Raw genomic sequence first — 22268 nt, forward strand, 5'->3', positions numbered from 1 at the left:
AAAATTAAACGTTCATTCCCCCATGAAGGGGCATAAACTTCCTGTTAAACATGTCTTCAGACAACCATTTAATATCTAAAGAATCGTCTGGGTTTGTGTGGAATGGCATAGGGTATTGTTGAACGGAATGCTGCGGAACAATATATTCTCCCACGACATCGGGCTGAATGGAAAGAGGCTTGTGCTGGTCAGTTCTGATGGGCGGGGTAAAAAAGCGAACAAAGGGGTTGGCCACAAGCGTGTTGTTGGCCGGAAGCTGAATCAAGGGGCTTTTTTTGACGAAGAAAAAATGATGAAGATTTGTTTCCGGGGTATTGTTCCCATAACGCTGCATGAAAGCTTCTTCTACTTTCCGTAGGTTTACTCTCAGGGCAACGGCAGGATTTTTATTGACTTTGGGGTATGCTTTGACTTTTCCGTTGCCCAGATCGTCAAACAGCAGGAGTTGCTTATAAACCGGTGCATGTTTAGGATTAACCGTTATAACCAGGTCGTCGAGATGGAGATGTTCCTTGGCATATTTGAATAAAATCTTGTTACCTTGCATGAGCGTGTTCTGGGATCCATCCCTGATATCCGGGTGTGTGGCAAGGCAACCGACCTCACCGATCCTTCGTCCCTGGGCCCTCAGAAGATCCAGTTCTTTGCCAAAGATGGTGTCCATTGGCAACTTGTCTGGTGAGTCCGGGAACAGGCTGGCAGTAAATATGAGTTTTTTATTCTTTTTACCGATGAACACAGCGGTTTTATCAAACAAATGATTTTTAAGAATCCTGCACGGACATGAAATCTCCTGTGCATTGACATACCCTTCCTCAATATAGACATCCTGGACAAGCTTTAATGCGGTAAAAAAGTCTTGAATACAGTCCGCAGGTTTGAAATTATACTGGCTCATTTTTTTTTCATCTATTGTGACCAACTGTCTCAATGTCTCATTTTTGATGGGTTTTATTTTAGCTTCATGCATAAGTTCTTGTTCCTCTTTGGTTGGTGCAAACTTCTCATTTTTAAAACGGATTGGTTTTCAAATCCCGTTGTCGTGACAACAGGACCAAAGTAAAGCAAAAAGGGGGCCGGAATATAAATTTGATACGTAAAGTTTAAGGAGAAGGTCGGTTTTGTCGAAAAAGTATATTGATTTCAGATGGTTGTATGTGCAAATAATTTCTTTGCTCGTCAAATGAGAGATGGTGTTCCTCAAAAAAAAAGCCAATCATTCTTTTAAAGTTGTATGAAAAACCCTGCATTGAAGTCAATGTATTGAATAACTATCTGAAAACAAATAAGAATTTAGCGTTAATATGCTGTATGGAAAACCATACGCAAAAGAATAGAGCAAGTCAGGATTCTTTGAAAAACAAGGGTCTGAACATGGACCCGGGAAGTGTATGAAAATCACTACAGGGCATCCCTGAAGTCTTCGGCTTTAAGTCCGCATTTGTTCATCAGGTCATAAAAATCAGCCCTGTATTTGCCAGCCAGCTTTGCAGCGCGGCTCACATTTCCCTTGGTCAGTTCAAGCAACTGAATGATATATTTTTTTTCAAACTCCAGTTTTGCCTGTTTGAACGGTTTTAATTCATTGCTGGTCTTGTCTGGTTCCAACAGGATCATGTCCTGGGAAATCACCGATTCACTGGACATGGCAACGCAATACTCAACAATATTTTTCAACTCCCTTACATTCCCAGGCCAGAGGGCAGTCATCAACTTTTTCATAGCGCCTGGCGAAAACTGACTGACATTTTTTCCCATCTGCTGACTGAAGTCATTTAAAAAACAATGGGCAAGGATAGGAATGCAGTCGCGCCGTTCCCTCAGGGGCGGCAACGTTATGGGGATGACATGAATTCGATAATAGAGGTCTTGCCTGAAGTTTCCTTTGGATACCTCCTCGGCAAGTTTTTTATTGGTGGCAGAAATAATCCGAGCTTCAAATTTAATTTTTTCACTTCCTCCCAGGGGATAAAACTCGTTTTCCTGCAATACCCTGAGTAACTTGGCCTGGATGGAAATCGGAATTTCAGATATTTCATCAAAGAAAAAGGTCCCATTCTGGGCCTGTTCCAAAAATCCTTTTTTGTTTTTTGCAGCACCGGTAAATGCGCCTTTTTTATAACCAAAAAGTTCACTTTCAAACAACGATTCAGGGATGGCAGCACAATTGATGGCAATAAATGGGCCGTTTCTCCGTGGGCTGGACACATGGATGGATTTGGCAATCAGCTCTTTTCCCGTGCCACTTTCACCTTCAATCAAAATACTTGAATCCGTTTCAGCGGCCTGGGCGCTTGTTCTAAGAACGGCTTTCATTTTTTCATCTTTGGCAATAATATTTTCAAACCCAAATTTTTCAGACACCATGCCTCGCAGCGCTTTTATTTCTTTTGTTAATTTATTTTTTTCAAGGCATTGTTTGACCTGCTGAATCAATTCGGAATCATCAAAAGGCTTTGTAAGATAACTATAAGCCCCTTTTTTGATGGCCAATACAGCCTTTTCAATGGTGCCATAGGCCGTTAGAATAATCACTGGCAGTTCAGGGTCTATTTTATTGAGCAATCCCATCAACTCAATACCTGTTTCATCACTCAGCTGATAATCAATGATTGCCAAGTCAAAAAAAACAGCGGTAACTGCAGCCTGTGCCTCAGACCCGGTTGTCACATCTGTGATTTGATAGTTTTCCGCTTCAAGCCTCATTTTAAGCATTCTCAGCAAAGAGATATCATCATCAACGATCAATATGTGTTCCATTTAACTACTCCCTAAATGGTTGGGGTTGGGATTCCCAATAATCTAATTCTGGGTCAGGTCTATTTCCTTTAACCGATCCATCTGTTGCTGGAGTAATTCTTTTTCACTTTCAAGGATTTTGATTCGTTCAAGCAACCTGTTCATTGCGACGATTTTTTTTTGTTGTGCCGCTGTTGTCTGTTTTAACACATCAATCATCAGGTTCAGTGATTTTATCTGTTTTTCATCTGACTGAATTTTTGCGGAAAGCGTCTGTTTGTTTTTAGCATCAGCCATAATCCGGGTCAGCAGATGGGAGGTGGTTCGGGCGCTTTTGATTGAATTTAAAGACACCATTTCCGTCATATCAGCATTTTCGCTGAGATATCTCAAGAGGCGCTGATTTTCCCGGGAGGCTGATTTAAAATCCTTATTCTCCACGAACTCCTGGATGGTTTCCAGGTATTTATTCTCTTTGATATCCACCGAAGTTGGAGGGGGATGGGATACGGAGAAATGTTGGCAACTGCATAAAAACAGGCAGATTATACTGCCGCAGGTAAAGTAACCAAAATTTTTGTACCTTTTGAATATTGACTTTCCGCCCATATACTTCCCCCATGCGCCTTGATGATATGTTTTGAAATTGATAACCCCAGTCCGGTCCCCATTCTAGTGCCAAGACTATCATCAATTTGTTTGAATTTATAAAAAATCTTTTCAAGATGTTCAGGTTTGATTCCCGGTCCGTTATCCACCACCGTCATTATCAGCTTTTTGCCGGAATCAACGGAAAAACAACTGACGACAACCTTCCCTTTTTTCGGTGTAAATTTCAAGGCATTGCCGATTAAATTATTCAGGACTTCCAAGATCCTGTCTTCATCAATGCAAACGTCTGGAAGATCCTCCTGGGGAGGAGAAAATTCAAGATCAATCTGTTTTTCCCCGGACAATGGGGCCAACTTCAGAATAGATTTTCGTATCACAACCGGTAGACTGCGTCGGATATAACGGTATTCCATTTGTTTGGCTTCCATTTTGGAATAGTCAAGAATTCTCATGACCGAGTATAACAACCGATCGCATTCTCCATGGATCAGGAGGAACAATTCCCTTTGTTTCTCAGGATTATCAGCATAAAAACCCTTGGATAAAATGGTTGAAGCTCCCTTTATGGATGTAACCGGTGTCCTCAATTCATGGGATACATGGCTTACAAAATCAGCCTTCAGGCTGTCCAGTTCTTTTAACCGACGGCACATGGTATTAAAATGGACAGATAAATCCTGGATCTCTTTTGGTCCCTTGATCGTTTGGATTTCTTCGAAATGTCCCCGGGCAATTTCTTTGGTCTTTTGTTGAAGACGGGTCACTGATTTTGTAATTGACCGCGTGTTGAAAGTGGTGATGAGCATTCCCAAAAAAAGGGCAAACACAGTCGTTATCCCAGTAACCAAACGAATCTGAGAGCTCATCTGGCTGGACCGATTTAATTTGTCGGCAATAATACTCCGGGTGATTGCAGTCATTTTCTTCAGATTCATGACGGTGACTTTAAGGAGGGGGCCTGCCTCTTCTAAAAAAAGATCGATATCGATTGTCTCCCCGACGATACTCAGGTCAGCCTTTTCTTCAAACCGCTTCAGGTAGCCTGTAAAAGAGTCAAACGCTTCGATACTAAGCTCTTTTTGTTCATCTGTTTCCATTAGATTAATAACGGCTTGGAACTCTGTTTCCAGTTCTGTTTTCACAGAGGTGAACCGATTGTAATAATTAATATCCCTGGATACAAAATATTTTTCACCGAACTTGGCAAGGGAGGATAAAGAGTCCAAGAGACGATCCCCAAATAGAATACTTTGCTGATTTTTGGCAACAATTTCCTGGGTCATTTTTTGAACGACATTCAGCCTGAAAACAACAAAGCTTCCAAGTGCAAAAATAAATAAAAGAATAATGATATTACCAATCACCAGGCGTTTGAACAGGGTAAGGCCCATGATCAAAATAAAACCTCCCCCATGGCTTGTCTTTCATGCTGTCTTTTGCGTTGCATTAATGGGTATATTTTAATTGGTGAACTCATGGGGTGTTGTCCCGAATCCCATCTATGTTGTAACAAAAAAAGGGCTCAGCCCGAAAGGCTGAACCCTTGAATTGTCTGGTGCCCAGGAACAGAATCGAACTGCTGACACGGGGATTTTCAGTTCTCCGCGCACTGCCATTAAAACCAATTGTATTTTCAAACCCTTAACTGACGCGGCTCTCAGAGCCTTACTTTTGGTTTCGGTTGGTTTCTTTAGGAAATTTTTGACCTTGACGGGCACAATTTGGGCACAGTAGGCACAGATAATGGTCAGGGGAGAAACAATCCCCTGGCCTATCTCACAATGAAATTTTTGCCCTTCCCAAACACCTCATTCACCACCTGGCGAACATCCGAAATGCATCACCGGCCTTTGGGATTCTTGTCAGCGCAATTGCATCCCCCTACCCTCTTTTCGGATGTAATCTTTTCCAGAATCAATGACCGGCCATTTGTAATTGAATCAGCCTCAATGTCATTGACGGAATAACCGAAGCAGTGGCAAATCAATTCATTTTTATCCTGGCTGGTCGGCATCTTAATCAGTCGTCCTCAAAAATTTATCCAGTGCCTCTATCATCACCCCGGTCACGGTTGATCCATTTTCTTTTGCATACCGTTCAATCCTCTCAGCAAGGACACAGGGAATCTTTATGTTTAGGCTCTGGGTTGGATCTGCACATTCGTTTGTGGTCGACTCTTCTGTCATCATGTTCCTTCCGGTTTATTGTTGCCAGATTTTTACACACCTGTTGCCCCGATGCAAGAACAATGAAAGTGTGTGTCACAGGGTGCCTGTAATCTGTTACAGGCTTGTAACGCTTGTAATGAAAAGTTTGTAATAGTAACAGAAATAGTGCTAAAAATATATAATAGTAGATTTATTACAGGTGTTTATGGATCATATGAGTGTAATCCTAAGCTGTGACAAAGTACCAATGGTGGTAGAGTTTGAAGGTTTTTCCCTGCTATTTAAATCCGGTTAAATCCACGTTGAATCGTTTTAAAAATAGAAACAACCAGATATAAGACGGAGACTCATGTTCATTTATCCACAATTTCCTGTTTCTGATAATCATAGCTGTAATTAACAATTTCCCCGTTGATCAGAAGATTAATAGCAGTTTCAATGATATGCAGTGGGAGAATGAACCATTCACGTGGCGTATAACGTTTCCCCTCATTATCAAACACATCAAGGTTAAGACAACTTTTAGCAAAAAATCTGTGTAACAATTTTTCCAGCTTTTGTGGATTCAAGTTGAACGTCTTAAACTCAGTGATGATCATCACATCTGCCATTAAATATGTGGGTTCTTGTTCAGCATTCTGGATTCGCTGTTTAACTGGCTGGCTGGAGAAACCAATTTTATATAAATCTTTTATATCTTTTATTTTAGGATCTTCGCTTAAGGAGCGTAGAATGTATATGTAACCAGTTGGCTCGTCTTCCTCTGATATTGTTCCATCTTCATTGAACATTTCTTTTTGATCAGCATTCACTATTTGACGGCTATTTTCTTCTTTCCAAAGTGCTGCAGCTAGAGAGCGCAATAGCATATTAGACTCAGTCCCATTTTCAAACACACAGTAGAGTCTGGCATTTACATTACCGAAATTTTTCAGTTCTTTTTGACCCACATTTGCAACATAAACCATCATCCCTTGCAAAACGAAAAATGCACCAGGCTTGATTTGTAGTTCACTGGTAAATGGTCGCATCTTTTTTTTCTTTGAAGCAAGTTCAGCATGATTTTGTTTAAATAAATGTTCAAACTTTTCAAAATCTTTACATGGTTTTCGTTTGGCAATATAATCCGGCATATCAACAGATTTCGGAACATTTTTAAGCCTGAAAATATCATCTGGATCAGATTCACCCAATGAATTTTCACCTCCAAGCAATCCAAGCATATCATCTTTTAATATATCCTCGATTGTTTTAATCTCTTTTGATTCAGGGATTTTTACGTCACCTAATAAATCAAATATATCAAACTTCACCAATGTTGCAGCCTTCTCAGGGCTATCCCGCAGACTCTTCAATCGGCTATAAAGCTTTCGTTCACTGATATCTCGACTAACTGCAGGCTCATGATTGTGTTCTTCCACAAACGCATTAATTTCTTCAAACGAGGCAAGTAGCCGTTCATCTGCGCTAATCACTGAAGATGCCTTTGGTTTAATCTCTAACAAACCCAGAGGATCAGTTTCTAAAATTGTCTCCAGTTCTTTATCGAAGTCAATCATTAACCATTCTCGCTTGCCATTTGTCGTTTCTTGTTTCTAAGATAGACTAAGGCCTCGGCCTGTCTTCTTTCCAGTGGGTCCGTTGAATTCATATTAGGTTCCCGCCCATGGACCTTGATAAAAGGTCCAATTTTGTCTCGATAAAGAATCACGGCCTCTTCATCTGTCATCAGGATACGACCGGCATCAATTGTTTCCTGAATCACCTTTAATAGTTTCGCAGTTACTGATTTAGATAGAACTTCAAATGCCTTCTGGAATGGATTAATCTGGTCAATTAGATCAATATGAAGCTCTTCAATATTAACAAATTTCCCTGCCATCCGAACAAAGCGTTTATCACCAACCTCCTTGATTTCGCCATTCTTGATGGCAGAATCTGCAACCACATGTTGGCGAACTTCCTCTACCTCTTTAGCGCTTAACCCTGGATATTTAGTCTGTATTACCTTGGGGATCATAACCTTGTTGATTACTTCAGGGTCAATAAATTCCCCTGGCAATGCTTGAAGTATTTTACTGTCCTGCAGGATAGCAGCTTTAAGATCATTTAAGTCTGACTCCACAATATCCTTCACCCGTTGCGAGCTGGGTTCTTTGAATCCCCGAATCTTTATAGTTCCCTCTTCATTTTCATCATCGTCAAAGCGTCTTGTTTTGAATTTAAAATTCGGGGCAAGGACCTGCTCCATTAACAGAGAAGCAGTAATAGCCTTGAGCATATTATTGACAGAGAGTTTCACCTGATCATCGGCTGCATCTGGCTGGGCAATCAGGTTGGTAAATTGAGCATGGGTTTTATTATTGCTATCGCGGGTGGCTCGTCCAATAATCTGTATAATCTCAGTCAATGAGCCCCTATATCCAACAGTGAGAGCATGTTCACAAAATGGCCAATCAAAGCCTTCCTTCGCCATACCTAAAGCAATGATTAAATCCATATCATCGACATTCTTCATTTGGCGTAGATAAGCAACAATTTTATCACGGTCTTTAGGATTATCGTTGACTAGATCAGCTACCGTAATCGTCTTGCTGTCACTATGACGTTTTACATAAATTACACCAGTCTCAGTATCTTGACGGGTCACTGTACCAATAATATCGAGTATGGAATCCACCTCATTATGTTTGTCTTTAGTGGATTCACCGGCGTTTACGTTGGGAATGTGTAAAATGGTTTTTTTGTCAGTATCCAACACCTCATTAATGGCGCTTAGATACCGGCCTTGATAGAAGTGGTAACCTATTCCCAACGTTTTTAGATTAGTATAACCATTAAGTTGTTCATAATAGTTGTAGGTGACTTTAGAAAACCTTGCCTCATCTTCTGGCAACAAAACCGGCACACTGTCACCCCGAAAATAAGAGCCCGTCATAGCAATGATATGAGCTGCAGTGTTATTCATAATGGAGCGTAACACCTCACCCAGTCGATTTTCACCATCGGCAGAGACATGATGAAACTCATCTATAGCCAGTAGAATATTATTAAAGACCGACTCCTCAACAGCATCGTAGGCAAAACGCAAGGTTGCATGAGTACAGATTAAAATGGTCTCACTGGAATCGCTAAGAAAATTTTTAAATGCAGTAACCTTACTGGAGTCTCCGCCTGGGGTACAAAGGTTATAATCTGAATTGAAATCCCAATCTGCAAAAAAACCATAAGTGGTGAGATCGGTATTATCAAAGGAACTACCGATAGAACGTTCTGGAACTGCAACAATGACTTTTTTGATTCCCTGGTTAAAAAGCTTATCCAGGCCTAGGAACATTAAAGCCCGAGATTTCCCTGAGGCGGGTGGGGCTTTTAATAATAGATATTGTGCGTTTCTCGCTTCAAAGGCACGTGCTTGCATCTCACGCATTCCCATATTATTAATGGAGAGGCTTTTTCCCGTTTGAGCATAGGTAACATCAACAAGATTGGGCATTAATAATCTCCTTAGCTTTTTTCAGCTTCGATCATTTCTTCATAAAGTTTAAAAAGAAACTCCAAACGTTCTTCATCACTTTTAAATGGATGGCTTCGATAACAACTTTCTACTGCCAAATCCATTTCATGGTGAGCTTGACGTAAACCATCGGGCATTTTGTCGGGGTCATAGAGTTGTGCCAATGTCTTTTCAGGGTGTTGTTCCCGTTCGTCCAGTACCTTGAAAACATGATCTTCGAGTCTTGTTTTCACTGCTTCAGTTATTTTCGGAAAGGGAAAAGTGTTGTAACAGAGAGCTGAAGAGTAGCGATAATCAGTTTTAAGACGACCAGCCACAGTTCGGACCCATGCCATGTGTATACGAGAAGAGATTATGGCAAAAATGTAAAGCGGTGGATCGTATATTGCAAAAGCAGAATCCAGAATGATGGTATCACTTTTAAGAAAACCTATTGGAATATAGTGCCTTCTTTCAGATGAAACTCTTGGAATAATGATAGAATTTTGTTGACTATATCTTGCTTCTGCAAAACGGTGCGAAGTTAATGCATTTTTTATTGTTGCTTTTTTTTTACTGTTCAATCGAAACAGTTTAACCTTTTCTATCCTTGACCTAATTTCTGTAAATGATTGCGCTTCCGTTAAATCATCATTTTCTATCCACAAACAATATCGCAGTTTATCATTTATAAATTCTGCAGAACCCATCATCTTTTTTAAAAAGCACCCAGCTTCTGGTTTGTTTTCCAATAGGTTATTATATTCTAATGCCGTTAACGATAAATGCCCCCCATCAACAGCCCCGTTCCCACGTAACATCTCAGGAATTGATGAAAGAGGTGAATGCCTTTTTGAAATAGTAATATTTTTAGCATTTTTTAAATATGGATTGATATTTTTTACGTTACGGCAGATTGCTCCATTAAATATCAATTTGGGATTTGTATTTAGATTTCTCATCCCCACAATAATACATATTACACCTGCATTGCCTTTAGCATTATTTGTCCATTTGAACGACTGGTGAGCAAAGTTAATTTCACATTTCAAGTTAAAAAGATAAGGCCATAGAATTGCCGCTTGTTCTCCTTGGCATATTGAATTAGTAGAAACAAAAGCAAACTGAGCCTTTGATTTTTGAATGTATCTTGCAGCAAGAAAAAACCAGCAAGCGATATAGTCTAAGACTTTATACTTTTTCATATTCAGAAACACTTTAGATAAGTCTTCCTTTTGTTCTTTTGATTGAAGACTATAGCCTAAATACGGCGGGTTCCCTAAAATATATATTTCATTTCCTTTTGGACACACCTCCTCCCAATTTAGCCGCGTTGCATTGCCACAAACAATATTTCCCCCATCCTTTAATGGTAATGTTGGGCGAATCTGGCCAAAGACCTCTTTAAAAGCAAGGTTCATCTGATGCTCTGCTAGCCACAGCGAGAGTTTGGCAGTCTCATGGGCAAAGTCATCAAGCTCGATCCCGTAAAACTGGGTGAGCTTGATATTGCTAAATAATGTAAGCTGTTTTCCTTCCAACTGCTTAAAAATCTCAATTTCAATTTTGCAGAGCTCCTTGTATGCAATAATCAAAAAATTTCCTGACCCACAGGCTGGATCAAATATGCGTAAGTGGCAAAGTCTATCCAACAATTTCAACAACTTTTTCTTATTATCCCCTGCCCGCTCCAGATCAGAATAAAGATCATTCAGAAACAGCGGTTCAATCACCTTCATAATGTTGACTACCGAAGTATAATGCATCCCTAAACCGCTACGCTGGTCATTATGCACGACGGCCTGAATCATGGAACCAAAAATATCAGGATTGATTGCTTTCCAGTTAAGAGCTCCACATTCGATAATGATCTTTCTCGATTTTGTACTGAATGTCGGAACTGGGTAATCATCTGCAAACAAACCGCCATTGACATAGGGAAAATCTTGTAAAAATTTTGGATAGTCCGAACGTTCAGGTAAATTGAGCACCTTGAAGAATTTTTGAAAATAAGTTTGCAAATCCCTACCATCCTGACCAGTATGGGAAGCCAACGCATTGGTGAACTGGTCATCAGCAAAAATACCGGTATCTTCAGCAAAGAAACAGAACAGTAGGCGAGATAGAAAGATGTTTAGAGAATGCCTATCTCTCTCATTTTCGGTTGGGTTATCTTCCAGTATGAGATCATAGAGTTTGCCCATACGTTCAGCGGCCTTAATGTCCGCAGGATTTTCACTCTGAAACTGTGACTTCTCCATTCCCGACCAGGGCAGGAAGAAATCATAAAATTTCGATAAATCCATAATAGGTACATCTAAAGTATCTTCAGTTTTAGTGTCTACCGATAATAGGGTCTTGAAATCGGTAACAATGATGAAACGAGGATGATGTTTGGTAATGCCAGGGTCTTTCTTTAACCTGTCAATCAGGTCATGTAGATCACTATCGGTTTCTTTTTTAAAAAAGAGCTTCTTCTTCCAGATAATTTCCCCAGGGTTTTTCGAAAGATTATAATCACCTTTTTGTAATCGGGTGATAGAGGCTTTAGGCTGATTGTATGCGAGCAACAGGTCATAGATAAATGTTTCTTCGACAAGATTCGCTACAAGCATTTGAACATTTTCTTCTAATTTCTCAATATTCATAAATGGGTCCAACCTTCTATTTTGGATGATATCCAACTCTAATTCATATTTCCCGATCATATGTATCAGTATTATAAAATGGTGTAAAGAGTCCCTATTGCAGTAAACATAAGGGCTGGCATCCGCTTGTTAATTCCAGTTGATCTAAATGGTCCCAGGTATGGCTGTTGGGTCTATCTTAAACGTATCATGGTCATTCCGTTTTAAACCTGCCTCACCTTTATTACAAGGGACCCTCTTTTAGGCCATATCCTGATCTTGGATTAACATCCTGGTCGTCTCAGATAAAATTCACCCAGATTTATCGCCTGTGGGACACAGTGTTGAGAGTGGCATTTGTTCAACATATTGGTCTATTATAGGGGTGTAGGGTCTCCTCATGATCCACATCCTACACCTCCATTCCCAACCCCAAAGCAGCCAACAAGACGGCATCATCGCTGTCTGAACGTACATTTATTACCCCCCCCCATCGCCATTAATCAAGAAAGGAGCAGCATCATGAACAACAGTTCATTGATCATCAGCGCCGGGAAACCCATCCAGTTCCCAGCACAAATTCCATGTCCATCCTGCCAGCAGCCCATGAAGGCAGCACGGAAGTCTATCATCCAGCAAACGAGGCTTTTCACCTGCACCTGCGGTCATAGCCTGTGGCTGTCATCAGAGCAGTTTGAAGTCAGCACAGGGTTATGTTTCATCTGCGGAAAAACAGATTGCTGCGCCAGGGTCCATTCTTTCCAGGGTTTCATTCGGGCTGGCATGGGTCTGTAAAACAACAAACACAGCACCAGAATCAACAATTGGCTTTCCTTTAATCGGGAGGGCCATTTTCATTTTCACCATCAGCAAAAGGAGGTTTTTATGCTTACCCCCATCAACCAGACAGAGATTATCAAACGTTTCAAGCCTCCAGGAGAACCATCCCCGGGGGCAGACAAAACGAAATCCGGCGGCATAACTCTATTCCCCAATGCTCCCTTGGACATGCCCACCGAGACCTTCACCAAGGCCTTGAACAAACGTGAAGAGAACAGGAAGGCACTGCTCCGGTGGATGCGGGAGAATTTCAGAGAGGGCATTGAGTTCGGGAGAATCCATCTGGATGAGCGGTGCCGATACGCGAGAGCCGGAAATCCTGCCCTGTGTCGAGACATCAGCCATTATTCCCGCCCGATGCTCTACAAGGCCGGTGCTGAACGTATTATCGCTGTACTGGGACTTACAGCTCGATTCCCCAATCTGGAACAGTATGAAAAGGCCTGTGTCTTTCGTCAAGAAGTCAGCCAAATAATCATCAAATGTGAACTTCACACGCAAAATGGCGCTGTTGTTTCTGAAGGGACTGGTGGTCGCCACATCCGGCAGGACAACTGGAGTCTAAATACCAGCATCAAGATGGCTGTCAAGTCCGCTCTGGTGGATGCCGTAATCCGTGTTTCGGCTCTGTCCGGGGTGTTCATCAAGACCCATCAGCACACCCTAACCAGGCTGGGAGATTGTCATCAAAGCACTATGCCTGTCATGTCAGGTTGTAATCGGGACAACTTCCATGGACGGTCAGATTGTAATTTTCGTACAGAGAAGCCAATGACCCCGAAGCAACAGAAGTTGATTCAGCATATCACTGGAAAACGAGGCTACAACACAGACAGCTTGAATAGCCAGTGCCAGGATTTATTCGGGAAGCACCTGAATGATCTTAACAGGGTTGAAGCCTCACGGTTCATAAAGCATCTCATCAATAAAAACGGCTGAAATCCAGCCATAATCACCAACACAAAAGGAGACGACAACAATGTGGAACACACCAACACCTGAACAATTGGCAACTATCCCGAGACTCTATGAGACAGAACACATACCCATGAAGGACAAAATCGTTCATTTCCATTTCTTCATCGGCGGCTGCGACTGGTTTGTTGTTGAGTTCGATGGGGTAGATACCTTCTTTGGCTTTGCCATTCTCCATGGAGATTTGCGTAATGCGGAATGGGGCTATGCCAGTCTCAATGAACTGAAATCCATCAAGGCAAAGGGGTATCTTGAGATTGATTGCGATTTCTACTGGAAGCCCAGACCTGCCTGGCAAGTGGAACTCATCTGTAAGGCCCAGGGATGGCCATTTACCACCATGAACAACTCTCAGAAAGGGGAAAACCAATGGCATACACTCCCGAATTAACACAACTGCACAGTGCCACCTTACGGCGTATTGCCTGGAAATTGCGGATGCCAATGACAAAGGCAATGAATGAAATTTTTGATTATCTTGGGGCCACACTGGACAAGGATAAAATATGCCAGGCCTGCCGGGATAAAACAAAATGTGCTTCATGTCCATTCAACAGATAGGAGGAACGAATGAGAAAAATCCATAATTACCGAATCAACAAAGAAGATTTCTGGGAGATGCTGCATGCCAAACGACACAGCCCGTGCCTTGTAATCACATTCAGGGACATATCCGGCCAGCATACTCATAAACTTTCTGCCGGTTATGGTGATGGCTTGGATGTGTATCGTGAGGGCCTTCAGACCTATGTCCTTAGCCACAATAAGAGCCTCGGATATGTTGGCCTACAGATCTTTGAGGGCTCTGAAATCGTAGGGGAAATGTTCGTAGAAGACCATGAGATTAAAGAGACCCTGGGGCGTGAAGGATTGCCCCCTTCCACAATCATCAAAAAGCTGAGGGAATTTATATGAGATACACAGCCGGATAGAATACATTTTCTGTTAACCAGGCGCTAACAACCACACAACCCCAAAAACCCGTATCATCAATACCATAGGCTTTTCTGGATTCTCCAGGAAGGCTTTTTTTATTTTAAGGAGTAGTCAACATGAAAAAGGCAAGGGTCATGGAACAGCCACCGGAATACAAGCAGATAAATTTATTTGGCGAACCTAAGACGAACACAAAACCCAGCAAGAAGTTTATCTCTGTTTACCGGGTCTCCCTGGTTCGAGATAAAGGCATAAAGTTTGGTCGGGAATCATTGAGTGGGCCTAAGCAGGCTCAGAAGATAATGAAATCTCTAATTGAGATGCAGGGGCAGCCAGATCGGGAGCAGTTCTGTATCTTGATGCTAAATGCTAAGAACAAAATTATAGGCTTAAATATCGTTTCTACAGGAAGCCTCTCTTCTGCCACTGTTCATCCAAGGGAGGTATTAAAACCAGCAATTCTGGCTAATTCCTCAGCCATGATTCTCTGTCATAACCACCCCAGTGGCACCCTTACTCCATCCCCTGAAGACATAGCCATCACAAAAAGGATCATCCAGGCTTCCGATATTATGGGAATAACTGTCCACGAACATCTCATCATAAATATGGACGATGATTCCTTCTATAGCTTTTCAGAAAATGGGTTGATTCAGGATATGTACAACGAATCAATCTGAACCTACCGGCACAATTCATTGACCTTCAACCATTTGTCAGCCCGGCAAGTGGTTTTTTTATGCCCAAAACACAAGGAGACAGAAATGAAAAAGATTTACAGAAACAACGCATTGGCAAACCAGGGAATTACAACAAAAGAAGACCTTCAACAACGTTTGCTCGATATATTTGAGATTGTGGATAGCCAAAACTCTGCCCTGGTTGGGGTCTACAAACTGGTCTTTCCAGACTGGGACCGCATCAAACAAATTGAAGGGTTCCCAGAGGTTGGGCGAGAAATGTGGAAGTATATCTGCAACCTGTTCATCGAATTTGACCGCCAGCATCACCCGAACGTATTCCACGGAGGCATCTGGCTCAACAACGGTTTCAGTAGCAACGACAGGTTGGACGGCTGGGCAATCAGTTTTGACACCGTCAAGGTCATCTACGCATAAAAATTTTAACGACATTCAGGAAGCCATCTGGGGAATTTCAACCCTGGGTGGCTTTTTCTGCTTTTGGAGGTCCCACATGACAAAGGAACAGAAGGAAACATATCAGGACGCAGACGAACTCAGGGAGATAATCTGTTAAGATGCGAATACTCTAACGCCTACCCCCAAAATCGTTCGCAAAATACTATAACGCTATGATTAGGGCAGCCCGCCGCGAATACCCCGCCAAATAGAAAATAAATCATACCCCGCTTACCCCGCCGCTTTTACGACAAAATCAATTTTTAGGGCTATATTTTCATCCAGATTTAAATTTGGAGAAAATATAATGGCAAAAAGTTCAAGTGGAAAACGCCCCTGCTGTATTTGCCGCAAATGGTTTAAGCCGGATGTCCGCCAAAAAGGACGACAGACAACATGTGGAAGGTCTGCCTGCAAAACTGAACAGCACCGAAGAAACTGTCAAAAATGGAACAAAAAAAACGGTGAATATTTTAAAAATAACTATCTGGGTAAAAAATTAGAAAAGATTGAGGAAGAATCTTCTAAGGAATTTAAATCCAGCATACCTCCCCATGAACACCCCCCGCCCAACTGCCTGGCAAAGCCCGTATTGCCATATGAAATTTTAGAAAACGAGTATGGAACAAGAAATATGATCGTCATCCAATATGTAGCTTGGCAGATTCTGAATCAGTCATACGATTCAAAAACTGCGTTCAGATAGGGGGGGGGTGTTTATGGATAAAAACCTCGACTAATCGAATCGGAGTTTCAAGACGCATCATAGACTTAACCAACTGTAATTCATTGATATCCCAACAAAGTAATCGACTTAGGGTTTTAAGACGCATCATTAACCTAAACCTCTGTAAATAAAGGAGATACGAACAGACTAATACATAAGGGTGTTTAAGACACAACAGACAAGGATGGGGCTATTATAGTAGTTTAAAAATAGGATTTTTACACCTTGCCTTGAGCTTAAGGCAAAGTGCCTTGATAACCCCGACAAATGTGAGGACTCATGCCAAAAAAATTTTCATCCCAAGAGTTGTTTGAATTAAGAAATTTTATCCCTGTGGAGATGTTGATAAGGGAGCAACTGGAAATGCCATCAAAAATCAGTGAAGGCTTTTTCCGTTTTCTGTGCCCGATCTGTAATGAATTCCAGACAGCCATAAACCCAGCCACCAACCTGGCCCGGTGCTTTCGATGTGAAAAAAACTTCAACACCATCGATCTTGTGATGACTGTTCAGAGAATCGGGTTTAAAGAGAGCGTTCTGTTCTTAAAACGCCTGATGGTCAAAGTTCCGAATCAGAACAAAGATGCCAGACAGGGGTTGCAAAATTTTATCGGAGGCATCGGCCAGACCATGCCGGGAGGATTAGGATAATGGAACAGGATCGGTTGACCCGTCTGGAGAATCTTATTGCCCGTAATCAGAGTCATTTCCATGAAATAGGCAAAGCTCTGAAAGAGATAAAAGATACCCGGCTGTATAAACTCAATCTTTTCAGTAGTTTTGAAACTTATGCCAGAGTGCGCTGGGATATGGGCAGAGCCCAAGCTTATCGCCTGATAGAATCCTATAAGGTTATCAACAATCTGTCTCCAATTGGAGACATTCTTCCCAACAATGAATCCCAGGTGCGCCCCCTGGCCCCATTGGATCCCATCGAACAGCGTAAAATATGGAAGGCATTTTTAAAAACCGCCATGGAGATAACCGCACCAAACATCAAACAGTTCATTGATTCCGCAAAAGAAAACGACACCGGCAGTAAAGACGAACCTGTGGATTTAACCGATCAGGTCAGCAAAGCCTATATGGATGCTGTCCAGGCAATGCTTGACCAGGTTCGACTGGCCCAACAGGATCACTGGCAAAAGACATCTCGCCAGGCTGGGCTATTGTGGAACCGGGTCATTCGGGAAAAAATATTGACAAGGGAGAACGGCAATGGACACGGATAACCTGAAGGTCATACCTACTCTGACGCTTGATGACCGTTTCAATCTTTTGCTCCATAAAAAGATCATGAACAAAAAAGGCTCGGCCAAACGAGCAAGTAAAAAATATTACAAAGATCAATATCAAAAAACCGGCATTATTCCGGGGCCACTCCTACTTGTGGAAAAGAAGGTCATGGAGGGCCGCAAGTGCAGTGGACGTCCCCGTTCTTTCTCCGAACAGGTCCGCAGACGTTTTATAGAAATGGTAAAAGAGTCGTGTGATCCGTCAAGCCAACGGTTCATCTTTATTACCCATAAGGCAAGAACCATTAAAAATTATCACCACTGGCTTGAGAAAGAGTTCAAAAAGAGGATCTCCATCCATGCCCTCAGGCACTGTGTTTACCGTGAAAACCTCAAATCATATTTGAATAAACCAGATTTCGAGGACGATATTCCGGTCAAAAATAGTTTTAAACCAGAACCGGTGTTTGATCTGATCCAGATGGATGGCTGTATTTTTAGATATTTTAAGATCAGAAACGACAAGGGTCATTGGCAAAAGCCCCAGGTCATAGAATTTTATGATACGGGCTCTCGTTATATGTTTGTCCTGGATGCGTATTTTTCCGAAAGCAGTTGGAACTCCGTGAACCTGTTCACCAAATTTTTACTGGATAGGCCATTTCCCCAAAAAAAGATTCGTATCCGGCCGGATAATGCCAAGGGCTTTTTAAATCTTAAGCGCCCCATCAACGACTTGAATTTGAAACATTCCACCCCGAACGGGTTTTATATGGAACCTGATTTCTCAAGGATCCATGCTCCCAAGGATAAGGCTCACCTGGAATCATCCCACCGCAGCCTTCATAATTTTGAAATCCGAATCATCAAGGCGTTTGAAAAAAGGATCGTAAAGACAGAGCCCGGGTACATCTTCAAAAAAGGAAAACAAGAAAAAATCACCGTTACCCTCCTTGATATAAATTTGGATGAGTTAAAAACAAGCTCACTTATGGAGAAATATCGCCATGAACACAACTGTACACGCCACTATTTCTCTGAAAAAGGAAAAGTCAGTGCCTGGGTGCCGGATAAAAAGCTCACAGACTTTTTTAAAACATTTACCAGCACACTGACCTTTTGTACTGATCAGGTCAAGGAGCACATGAAATATGGATTTAGAAAAACAAAAGCCACGGTATCAAAGCAGAAGACCATCAGATTTGAAAATCAGGATTACTATGTGACCATGGGTGTAGACAAGTTCAGCTCCCATAAAAGTACACCCGTTCAGATATCCAGATACAATGACAAGCTTTTCCTTTTTGAGCCCAGGGAGGATGGTATTTTTTGGGGAGAAGCCCTTGCCCGAAAGCCCTTTGAAAAGCCGTTAAAAGTATTGACCATATTGCCGGACAAAAATGAGCTGGATCAGATCATCGCCTTTTTGGAGCACAACAGCATGGTCGTCGATCGGCCCCTCCTGATTAAAAATTATAAAAAAGGTCTTTCCATGCCCATGGCAAAGCAAATCCTTCAGCATAACCAGAAAAGATACACCACCTATATAAAAAAGATGCAGCAACCCACGAATATAAAAGGGGCAGTGCTGTTCAATGCTTTTATTCTCGATTGTGAAAGCCATTATCGAAGAATCCATGTGGCACCGTATGCGTTTTCTGGAGAAATATGACATGAAACGAAAAGAAGATTTTATAAATGACAAACGCCGCATTTCTTATCTGGGGGCCACATATAACCGAATCTATCGTAGGCAGAGCGTCTTGATCGAGGGTGATTATGGCGTGGGTAAAACCCGTTTCTTGAAATTGCTGCAACCGAAAAAACTTCATGCCGTCTGGGTGGAGTCACTGTTCAACATACATGAAACCCTGGCATCGATTTTAAAGAAGCTAAATTACGACACAATCGCCACCTACCGGCGAACCCCTCAATATTTGGAAATGATATGCAGTCTGTCCAACTGCTTTATTTTAATCGACGAGGCAAACGATCTTGATCCCCGGGTCTGGCCCTACCTCAAAAGGGTTATCGATGCCGGTGTTCCCATTGTATTTGCAGGATTACCAAAGGTGAGGACCTTTTTAACCCGCGAGCATCCAGACATCCTCAGCCGCTTGAAAACGCTTATTCTATACCCGATTGTGGTAGAAGATTTCATTGTCGAGTACAAGGATATTGAACAGGAGGCCATTGAACAGATTTATATGACGACCAAAGGCGATATGAGAAAATTCAGAGAAATTTGTACAGACTGCAGGGACAGAGCAAAGGAGTTGAAATACACCTTTGTTGACATCAATCTTGCCTTGGAATTTCTCTCTGATCTTCCTCCTCAATAACGAACATAAGGCACATGGAAAAATTTCACCAAGAAATAATGTGAGGCCAGAAAGGACTGATTTTGCTGTTCTAAAACTTTAGATCGTCCAGATTAGATACCTCGGACAAGATAATTAAATCAGGATAGACCATTACGCTTTTTTAGCGAATGGTCTATTTTTGTTTACAACTTCTCAAACTTCATTGACTGATTTTTGAAATACACATTCCGTGCAACACTGCTATAAAATAGCATTAACCTACTGTAAAAAATGATGTTTATTTGAAGCGTTAGAGTATTTTGCGAAAACACGATTAGGGCCAATGCTATGCAAGTAGCTGATTATAAATGTTATTGAGGCCTTTTTTATAAAAACAGGGCAGATAAAAAGCGTTAGAGTATTTGCATCTTATCAATAATCAAACAACTCAAGGGTCGCAAATTCAAACTCGACTGTGGGCATCACATTACATTCGGCCACTTTCTCGGGAATGACATCACCATCAGAAACGGCACAAATCCCACCATAATCTGCTCCCAGTGCGGCTATTAGAAACAAACCCTTCCCATCAACAAATCCATCTTAAATCAACGAAAAACAGCCCTGAAAGCCATACGCAGGGCAAAGGAGAAAGCCATGAACAAGAATATCCAGCAGGTACTTGATTCAATCCTGGAAGCAAGTCCAAGGATAAAGGAGATAAAAAAAATGATTGAAATCTGTGAATTTTGTGGCAAGACTTACAAAAAGAATCTCACACCTGACGCTTATCTGGGGGACAACTGCTTTGATTGTTCCTTCTGGCTGAAAAAGACATGCTTAAAACCAGCAGATGAGGCCAGGAAAGCTATCATCGATGGCAAGCATTACATGATAGGGGGCGAAGGATATCTTTTCAGGGGGAATGGAGGAAAAGAATTCCACATCTTGTTTAATGACGGTAGAGAGGTGAGGACCATGAACCTATGGGAACAAGGAGAAATACCGGAAGAGTTCAGGGGATTGATTCCGGATAATGCCAAGTTTGTACCGGTTGAAAAGCCTGAGCCGATAACCTTTGATGATTTTGAGATACCATTTTAACGAGGAGGTAAAATTATGTTCCCTGATTTTGACGGTTTTGATGTGGAAGACTGGATAATTATTGGCCCACTGTCAGAAGAGTTGGAAGAGGAAGAGCAGGAACGACGGCGACAGCAAAGGGAAGATGACCTGGACCTGGATGATGAAGAGCCGTGGTAGTAGTAATGGTAATGGTAGTGGTAGTGTAGTGGTAGTGGTAGTGGTATATGGTAATAAAAGTGATAGAGTAGTGTCTATCCCGTAGCACCAACACCCGTAGTCTTCAACCCAGTAGCACCTGTCCCATAGCACCAACACCCGTAGTCCTCATCCCAGCAGTATCTATCCAATAGCACCAACACCCGTGGTTCTCATCCCAAGCAGTGTCTATCCCGTAGCACCAACACCCGTAGCAACCATCAAGCCTATTGCCCATCTCGTAGCACCCGTCAATTCCAGTACCCATAAAACACCAGACCCTTCGTGGCAGCATTACTCCAACGCAGTTCAAATCCAGCAGTCCGGTATCCCCGTAGTCCCAAATGTAAAGTCAGCAATCGTCCTCATAGCATCTCATCCCTGTGGTTTTATTTTATAGACACCAGTCAGGTAAGGGTTCGTCTTATATCCTTTGCTTATGCAATTGTTTATTCTATTGGGGTGGTTTATGGGGCATCTATTTTTGCATCAGGAACAGACATTTCAGCCGCCGGGGGAATTTTCCACGCGGACTGCGGGAGGAGCAGCATTGGTATAGCCATGGCAGGATTCTTTGCCCCACGAAATTCACTGGCCGGGGGCCATTAAACTGAATCATGAAACAGGGGCATAGCAGTAGAGTAGTATTATCCCGTAGTATCCACCTCAGCAGCACCACACTGCTGTTCAATGGAATCCCAGTACTGCCTCTTTGTGTACCTGTATGCTCCGGCACTTCTCATGACTATTGCTGGTTCAATCGTGTTGGGTCTGTGAGGGATGGGTTCTACATTTACAATACTACTTTATGCTATGCTACATGGCCATTTGACAGGGGAATATTGCCTTTAGCCCCCGGCCTGAAATTAGTAGGCCGGGAGGTGGCAGTGTTTTTCGGTGGCTCAATAGAACCTGTTCACATCAACAAGGGTCAAATTTACGATTGATATCATTGAAAAATTACGATCTATTAAAGATTCAGGATAGGATAATTATCATTGACTCCAATCAGCAGGAGAAGGGATTGGTTTTGGTCTCCCTATGAGTTCCAAATTCCAGTCAGCCCCTTGGTGATAGCTCTGAAGTAATCCTATATTGAATTACAATCAGGGGATTTTTCATATCGGAATACCGCCTGTGTTTCTCTTGATCACTCATTATTTGATCGTTTTAGGGTTTGGGCCAGAGAC

At 42.0% G+C, this 22268-nt stretch carries 21 protein-coding genes; 12 read left to right on the plus strand and 9 right to left on the minus strand.

The genetic code is table 11. The annotated features are described in order from the left end of the window. Positions 1-4 precede the first annotated feature (4 nt). From HRM2_RS10175 to HRM2_RS27065, 9 genes are all read right to left on the minus strand, one after another. Positions 5-898, minus strand: a complete 894-nt coding sequence (locus HRM2_RS10175; protein WP_187149356.1) for an N-acyl amino acid synthase FeeM domain-containing protein — start codon at positions 896-898, stop codon at positions 5-7. 503 nt (positions 899-1401) lie between these two features. Beyond that, the gene (locus HRM2_RS10180) at positions 1402-2760 is read right to left on the minus strand and encodes a sigma-54-dependent transcriptional regulator (RefSeq protein ID WP_015903932.1); all 1359 of its coding nucleotides are present in this window, start codon (positions 2758-2760) and stop codon (positions 1402-1404) included. 42 nt (positions 2761-2802) lie between these two features. Further along, on the minus strand, positions 2803-3225 hold the full coding sequence (locus HRM2_RS10185) for a hypothetical protein (RefSeq protein ID WP_232364246.1): 423 nt from the start codon (positions 3223-3225) through the stop codon (positions 2803-2805). A gap of 59 nt (positions 3226-3284) precedes the next feature. After that, entirely contained in the window at positions 3285-4742 is a 1458-nt protein-coding gene (locus HRM2_RS10190) for a HAMP domain-containing sensor histidine kinase (RefSeq protein WP_015903934.1), read from the minus strand. 624 nt (positions 4743-5366) lie between these two features. Next, positions 5367-5540: a hypothetical protein gene (locus HRM2_RS27060; protein ID WP_187149375.1), complete on the minus strand. Its 174-nt coding sequence runs from the start codon at positions 5538-5540 to the stop codon at positions 5367-5369. A gap of 332 nt (positions 5541-5872) precedes the next feature. Beyond that, a complete protein-coding gene (locus HRM2_RS10200; RefSeq protein WP_015903938.1) occupies positions 5873-7078 on the minus strand; it encodes a GIY-YIG nuclease family protein in 1206 nt (401 codons plus the stop codon). Then, positions 7078-9015 (minus strand): DEAD/DEAH box helicase, encoded by a 1938-nt coding sequence (locus tag HRM2_RS10205; protein ID WP_015903939.1) that lies wholly within the window; start codon positions 9013-9015, stop codon positions 7078-7080. The genes HRM2_RS10200 and HRM2_RS10205 overlap by 1 nt, the downstream gene beginning before the upstream one ends. 11 nt (positions 9016-9026) lie before the next feature. Beyond that, positions 9027-11723, minus strand: coding sequence for a class I SAM-dependent DNA methyltransferase (locus HRM2_RS10210; RefSeq protein WP_232364247.1), 2697 nt, complete (start codon positions 11721-11723; stop codon positions 9027-9029). 630 nt (positions 11724-12353) lie between these two features. After that, positions 12354-12494: a hypothetical protein gene (locus tag HRM2_RS27065; RefSeq protein WP_187149357.1), complete on the minus strand. Its 141-nt coding sequence runs from the start codon at positions 12492-12494 to the stop codon at positions 12354-12356. 33 nt (positions 12495-12527) lie between these two features. On the opposite strand from HRM2_RS27065, the gene HRM2_RS25165 reads away from it, so the two are divergent. The 12 genes from HRM2_RS25165 to HRM2_RS27070 all read left to right on the plus strand — a co-directional run bounded on the left by HRM2_RS25165 (position 12528) and on the right by HRM2_RS27070 (position 21060). Beyond that, positions 12528-13421 carry a hypothetical protein gene (locus HRM2_RS25165; RefSeq protein ID WP_015903942.1) on the plus strand — a complete coding sequence of 298 codons (894 nt, stop codon included), beginning with the start codon at positions 12528-12530 and terminating at the stop codon, positions 13419-13421. A 40-nt stretch (positions 13422-13461) separates the two neighbouring features. After that, positions 13462-13848 carry a DUF2958 domain-containing protein gene (locus HRM2_RS10220; protein WP_015903943.1) on the plus strand — a complete coding sequence of 129 codons (387 nt, stop codon included), beginning with the start codon at positions 13462-13464 and terminating at the stop codon, positions 13846-13848. A gap of 179 nt (positions 13849-14027) precedes the next feature. Beyond that, entirely contained in the window at positions 14028-14372 is a 345-nt protein-coding gene (locus HRM2_RS10225; protein ID WP_015903944.1) for a hypothetical protein, read from the plus strand. A gap of 137 nt (positions 14373-14509) precedes the next feature. Beyond that, entirely contained in the window at positions 14510-15073 is a 564-nt protein-coding gene (locus tag HRM2_RS10230) for a JAB domain-containing protein (protein ID WP_015903945.1), read from the plus strand. An 84-nt stretch (positions 15074-15157) separates the two neighbouring features. Beyond that, positions 15158-15511: a hypothetical protein gene (locus tag HRM2_RS10235; protein WP_015903822.1), complete on the plus strand. Its 354-nt coding sequence runs from the start codon at positions 15158-15160 to the stop codon at positions 15509-15511. 328 nt (positions 15512-15839) lie between these two features. After that, positions 15840-16238, plus strand: a complete 399-nt coding sequence (locus HRM2_RS10240) for a hypothetical protein (protein WP_012663014.1) — start codon at positions 15840-15842, stop codon at positions 16236-16238. A 300-nt stretch (positions 16239-16538) separates the two neighbouring features. Beyond that, entirely contained in the window at positions 16539-16910 is a 372-nt protein-coding gene (locus HRM2_RS10245; RefSeq protein ID WP_012663013.1) for a CHC2 zinc finger domain-containing protein, read from the plus strand. After that, positions 16910-17491: a hypothetical protein gene (locus HRM2_RS10250; protein WP_012663155.1), complete on the plus strand. Its 582-nt coding sequence runs from the start codon at positions 16910-16912 to the stop codon at positions 17489-17491. Before HRM2_RS10245 ends, HRM2_RS10250 begins: the two co-directional genes overlap by 1 nt. Beyond that, on the plus strand, positions 17478-19166 hold the full coding sequence (locus HRM2_RS10255) for an integrase (protein WP_012663098.1): 1689 nt from the start codon (positions 17478-17480) through the stop codon (positions 19164-19166). Before HRM2_RS10250 ends, HRM2_RS10255 begins: the two co-directional genes overlap by 14 nt. 1 nt (position 19167) lies before the next feature. Further along, positions 19168-19836 carry an ATP-binding protein gene (locus HRM2_RS10260; RefSeq protein ID WP_041273016.1) on the plus strand — a complete coding sequence of 223 codons (669 nt, stop codon included), beginning with the start codon at positions 19168-19170 and terminating at the stop codon, positions 19834-19836. A 618-nt stretch (positions 19837-20454) separates the two neighbouring features. Then, complete coding sequence (locus HRM2_RS10265; protein WP_015903946.1) at positions 20455-20901, plus strand: hypothetical protein; 447 nt, start codon at positions 20455-20457, stop codon at positions 20899-20901. A 15-nt stretch (positions 20902-20916) separates the two neighbouring features. Continuing rightward, positions 20917-21060, plus strand: coding sequence for a hypothetical protein (locus tag HRM2_RS27070; protein WP_187149358.1), 144 nt, complete (start codon positions 20917-20919; stop codon positions 21058-21060). Positions 21061-22268: the final 1208 nt, after the last annotated feature.

It is taken from the genome of Desulforapulum autotrophicum HRM2 (assembly GCF_000020365.1).
Classification (GTDB): domain Bacteria; phylum Desulfobacterota; class Desulfobacteria; order Desulfobacterales; family Desulfobacteraceae; genus Desulforapulum; species Desulforapulum autotrophicum.

Bases quoted from the DNA above. Each gene is read 5' to 3' on its own strand.
- HRM2_RS10230 (WP_015903945.1), top strand. From the start codon at position 14,510: ATGAAAAAGGCAAGGGTCATGGAACAGCCACCGGAATACAAGCAGATA.
- HRM2_RS10260 (WP_041273016.1), top strand. From the start codon at position 19,168: ATGAAACGAAAAGAAGATTTTATAAATGACAAACGCCGCATTTCTTAT.
- HRM2_RS27070 (WP_187149358.1), top strand. From the start codon at position 20,917: ATGTTCCCTGATTTTGACGGTTTTGATGTGGAAGACTGGATAATTATT.
- HRM2_RS10235 (WP_015903822.1), top strand. From the start codon at position 15,158: ATGAAAAAGATTTACAGAAACAACGCATTGGCAAACCAGGGAATTACA.
- HRM2_RS10245 (WP_012663013.1), top strand. From the start codon at position 16,539: ATGCCAAAAAAATTTTCATCCCAAGAGTTGTTTGAATTAAGAAATTTT.
- HRM2_RS10200 (WP_015903938.1), bottom strand. From the start codon at position 7,078: ATGATTGACTTCGATAAAGAACTGGAGACAATTTTAGAAACTGATCCT.
- HRM2_RS10255 (WP_012663098.1), top strand. From the start codon at position 17,478: ATGGACACGGATAACCTGAAGGTCATACCTACTCTGACGCTTGATGAC.
- HRM2_RS10225 (WP_015903944.1), top strand. From the start codon at position 14,028: ATGAGAAAAATCCATAATTACCGAATCAACAAAGAAGATTTCTGGGAG.
- HRM2_RS10175 (WP_187149356.1), bottom strand. From the start codon at position 898: ATGAGCCAGTATAATTTCAAACCTGCGGACTGTATTCAAGACTTTTTT.
- HRM2_RS10210 (WP_232364247.1), bottom strand. From the start codon at position 11,723: ATGATCGGGAAATATGAATTAGAGTTGGATATCATCCAAAATAGAAGG.
- HRM2_RS10205 (WP_015903939.1), bottom strand. From the start codon at position 9,015: ATGCCCAATCTTGTTGATGTTACCTATGCTCAAACGGGAAAAAGCCTC.
- HRM2_RS10240 (WP_012663014.1), top strand. From the start codon at position 15,840: ATGGCAAAAAGTTCAAGTGGAAAACGCCCCTGCTGTATTTGCCGCAAA.
- HRM2_RS10180 (WP_015903932.1), bottom strand. From the start codon at position 2,760: ATGGAACACATATTGATCGTTGATGATGATATCTCTTTGCTGAGAATG.
- HRM2_RS10265 (WP_015903946.1), top strand. From the start codon at position 20,455: ATGAACAAGAATATCCAGCAGGTACTTGATTCAATCCTGGAAGCAAGT.
- HRM2_RS10190 (WP_015903934.1), bottom strand. From the start codon at position 4,742: ATGGGCCTTACCCTGTTCAAACGCCTGGTGATTGGTAATATCATTATT.
- HRM2_RS10220 (WP_015903943.1), top strand. From the start codon at position 13,462: ATGTGGAACACACCAACACCTGAACAATTGGCAACTATCCCGAGACTC.
- HRM2_RS10250 (WP_012663155.1), top strand. From the start codon at position 16,910: ATGGAACAGGATCGGTTGACCCGTCTGGAGAATCTTATTGCCCGTAAT.
- HRM2_RS25165 (WP_015903942.1), top strand. From the start codon at position 12,528: ATGCTTACCCCCATCAACCAGACAGAGATTATCAAACGTTTCAAGCCT.
- HRM2_RS27060 (WP_187149375.1), bottom strand. From the start codon at position 5,540: ATGATGACAGAAGAGTCGACCACAAACGAATGTGCAGATCCAACCCAG.
- HRM2_RS27065 (WP_187149357.1), bottom strand. From the start codon at position 12,494: ATGGCCCTCCCGATTAAAGGAAAGCCAATTGTTGATTCTGGTGCTGTG.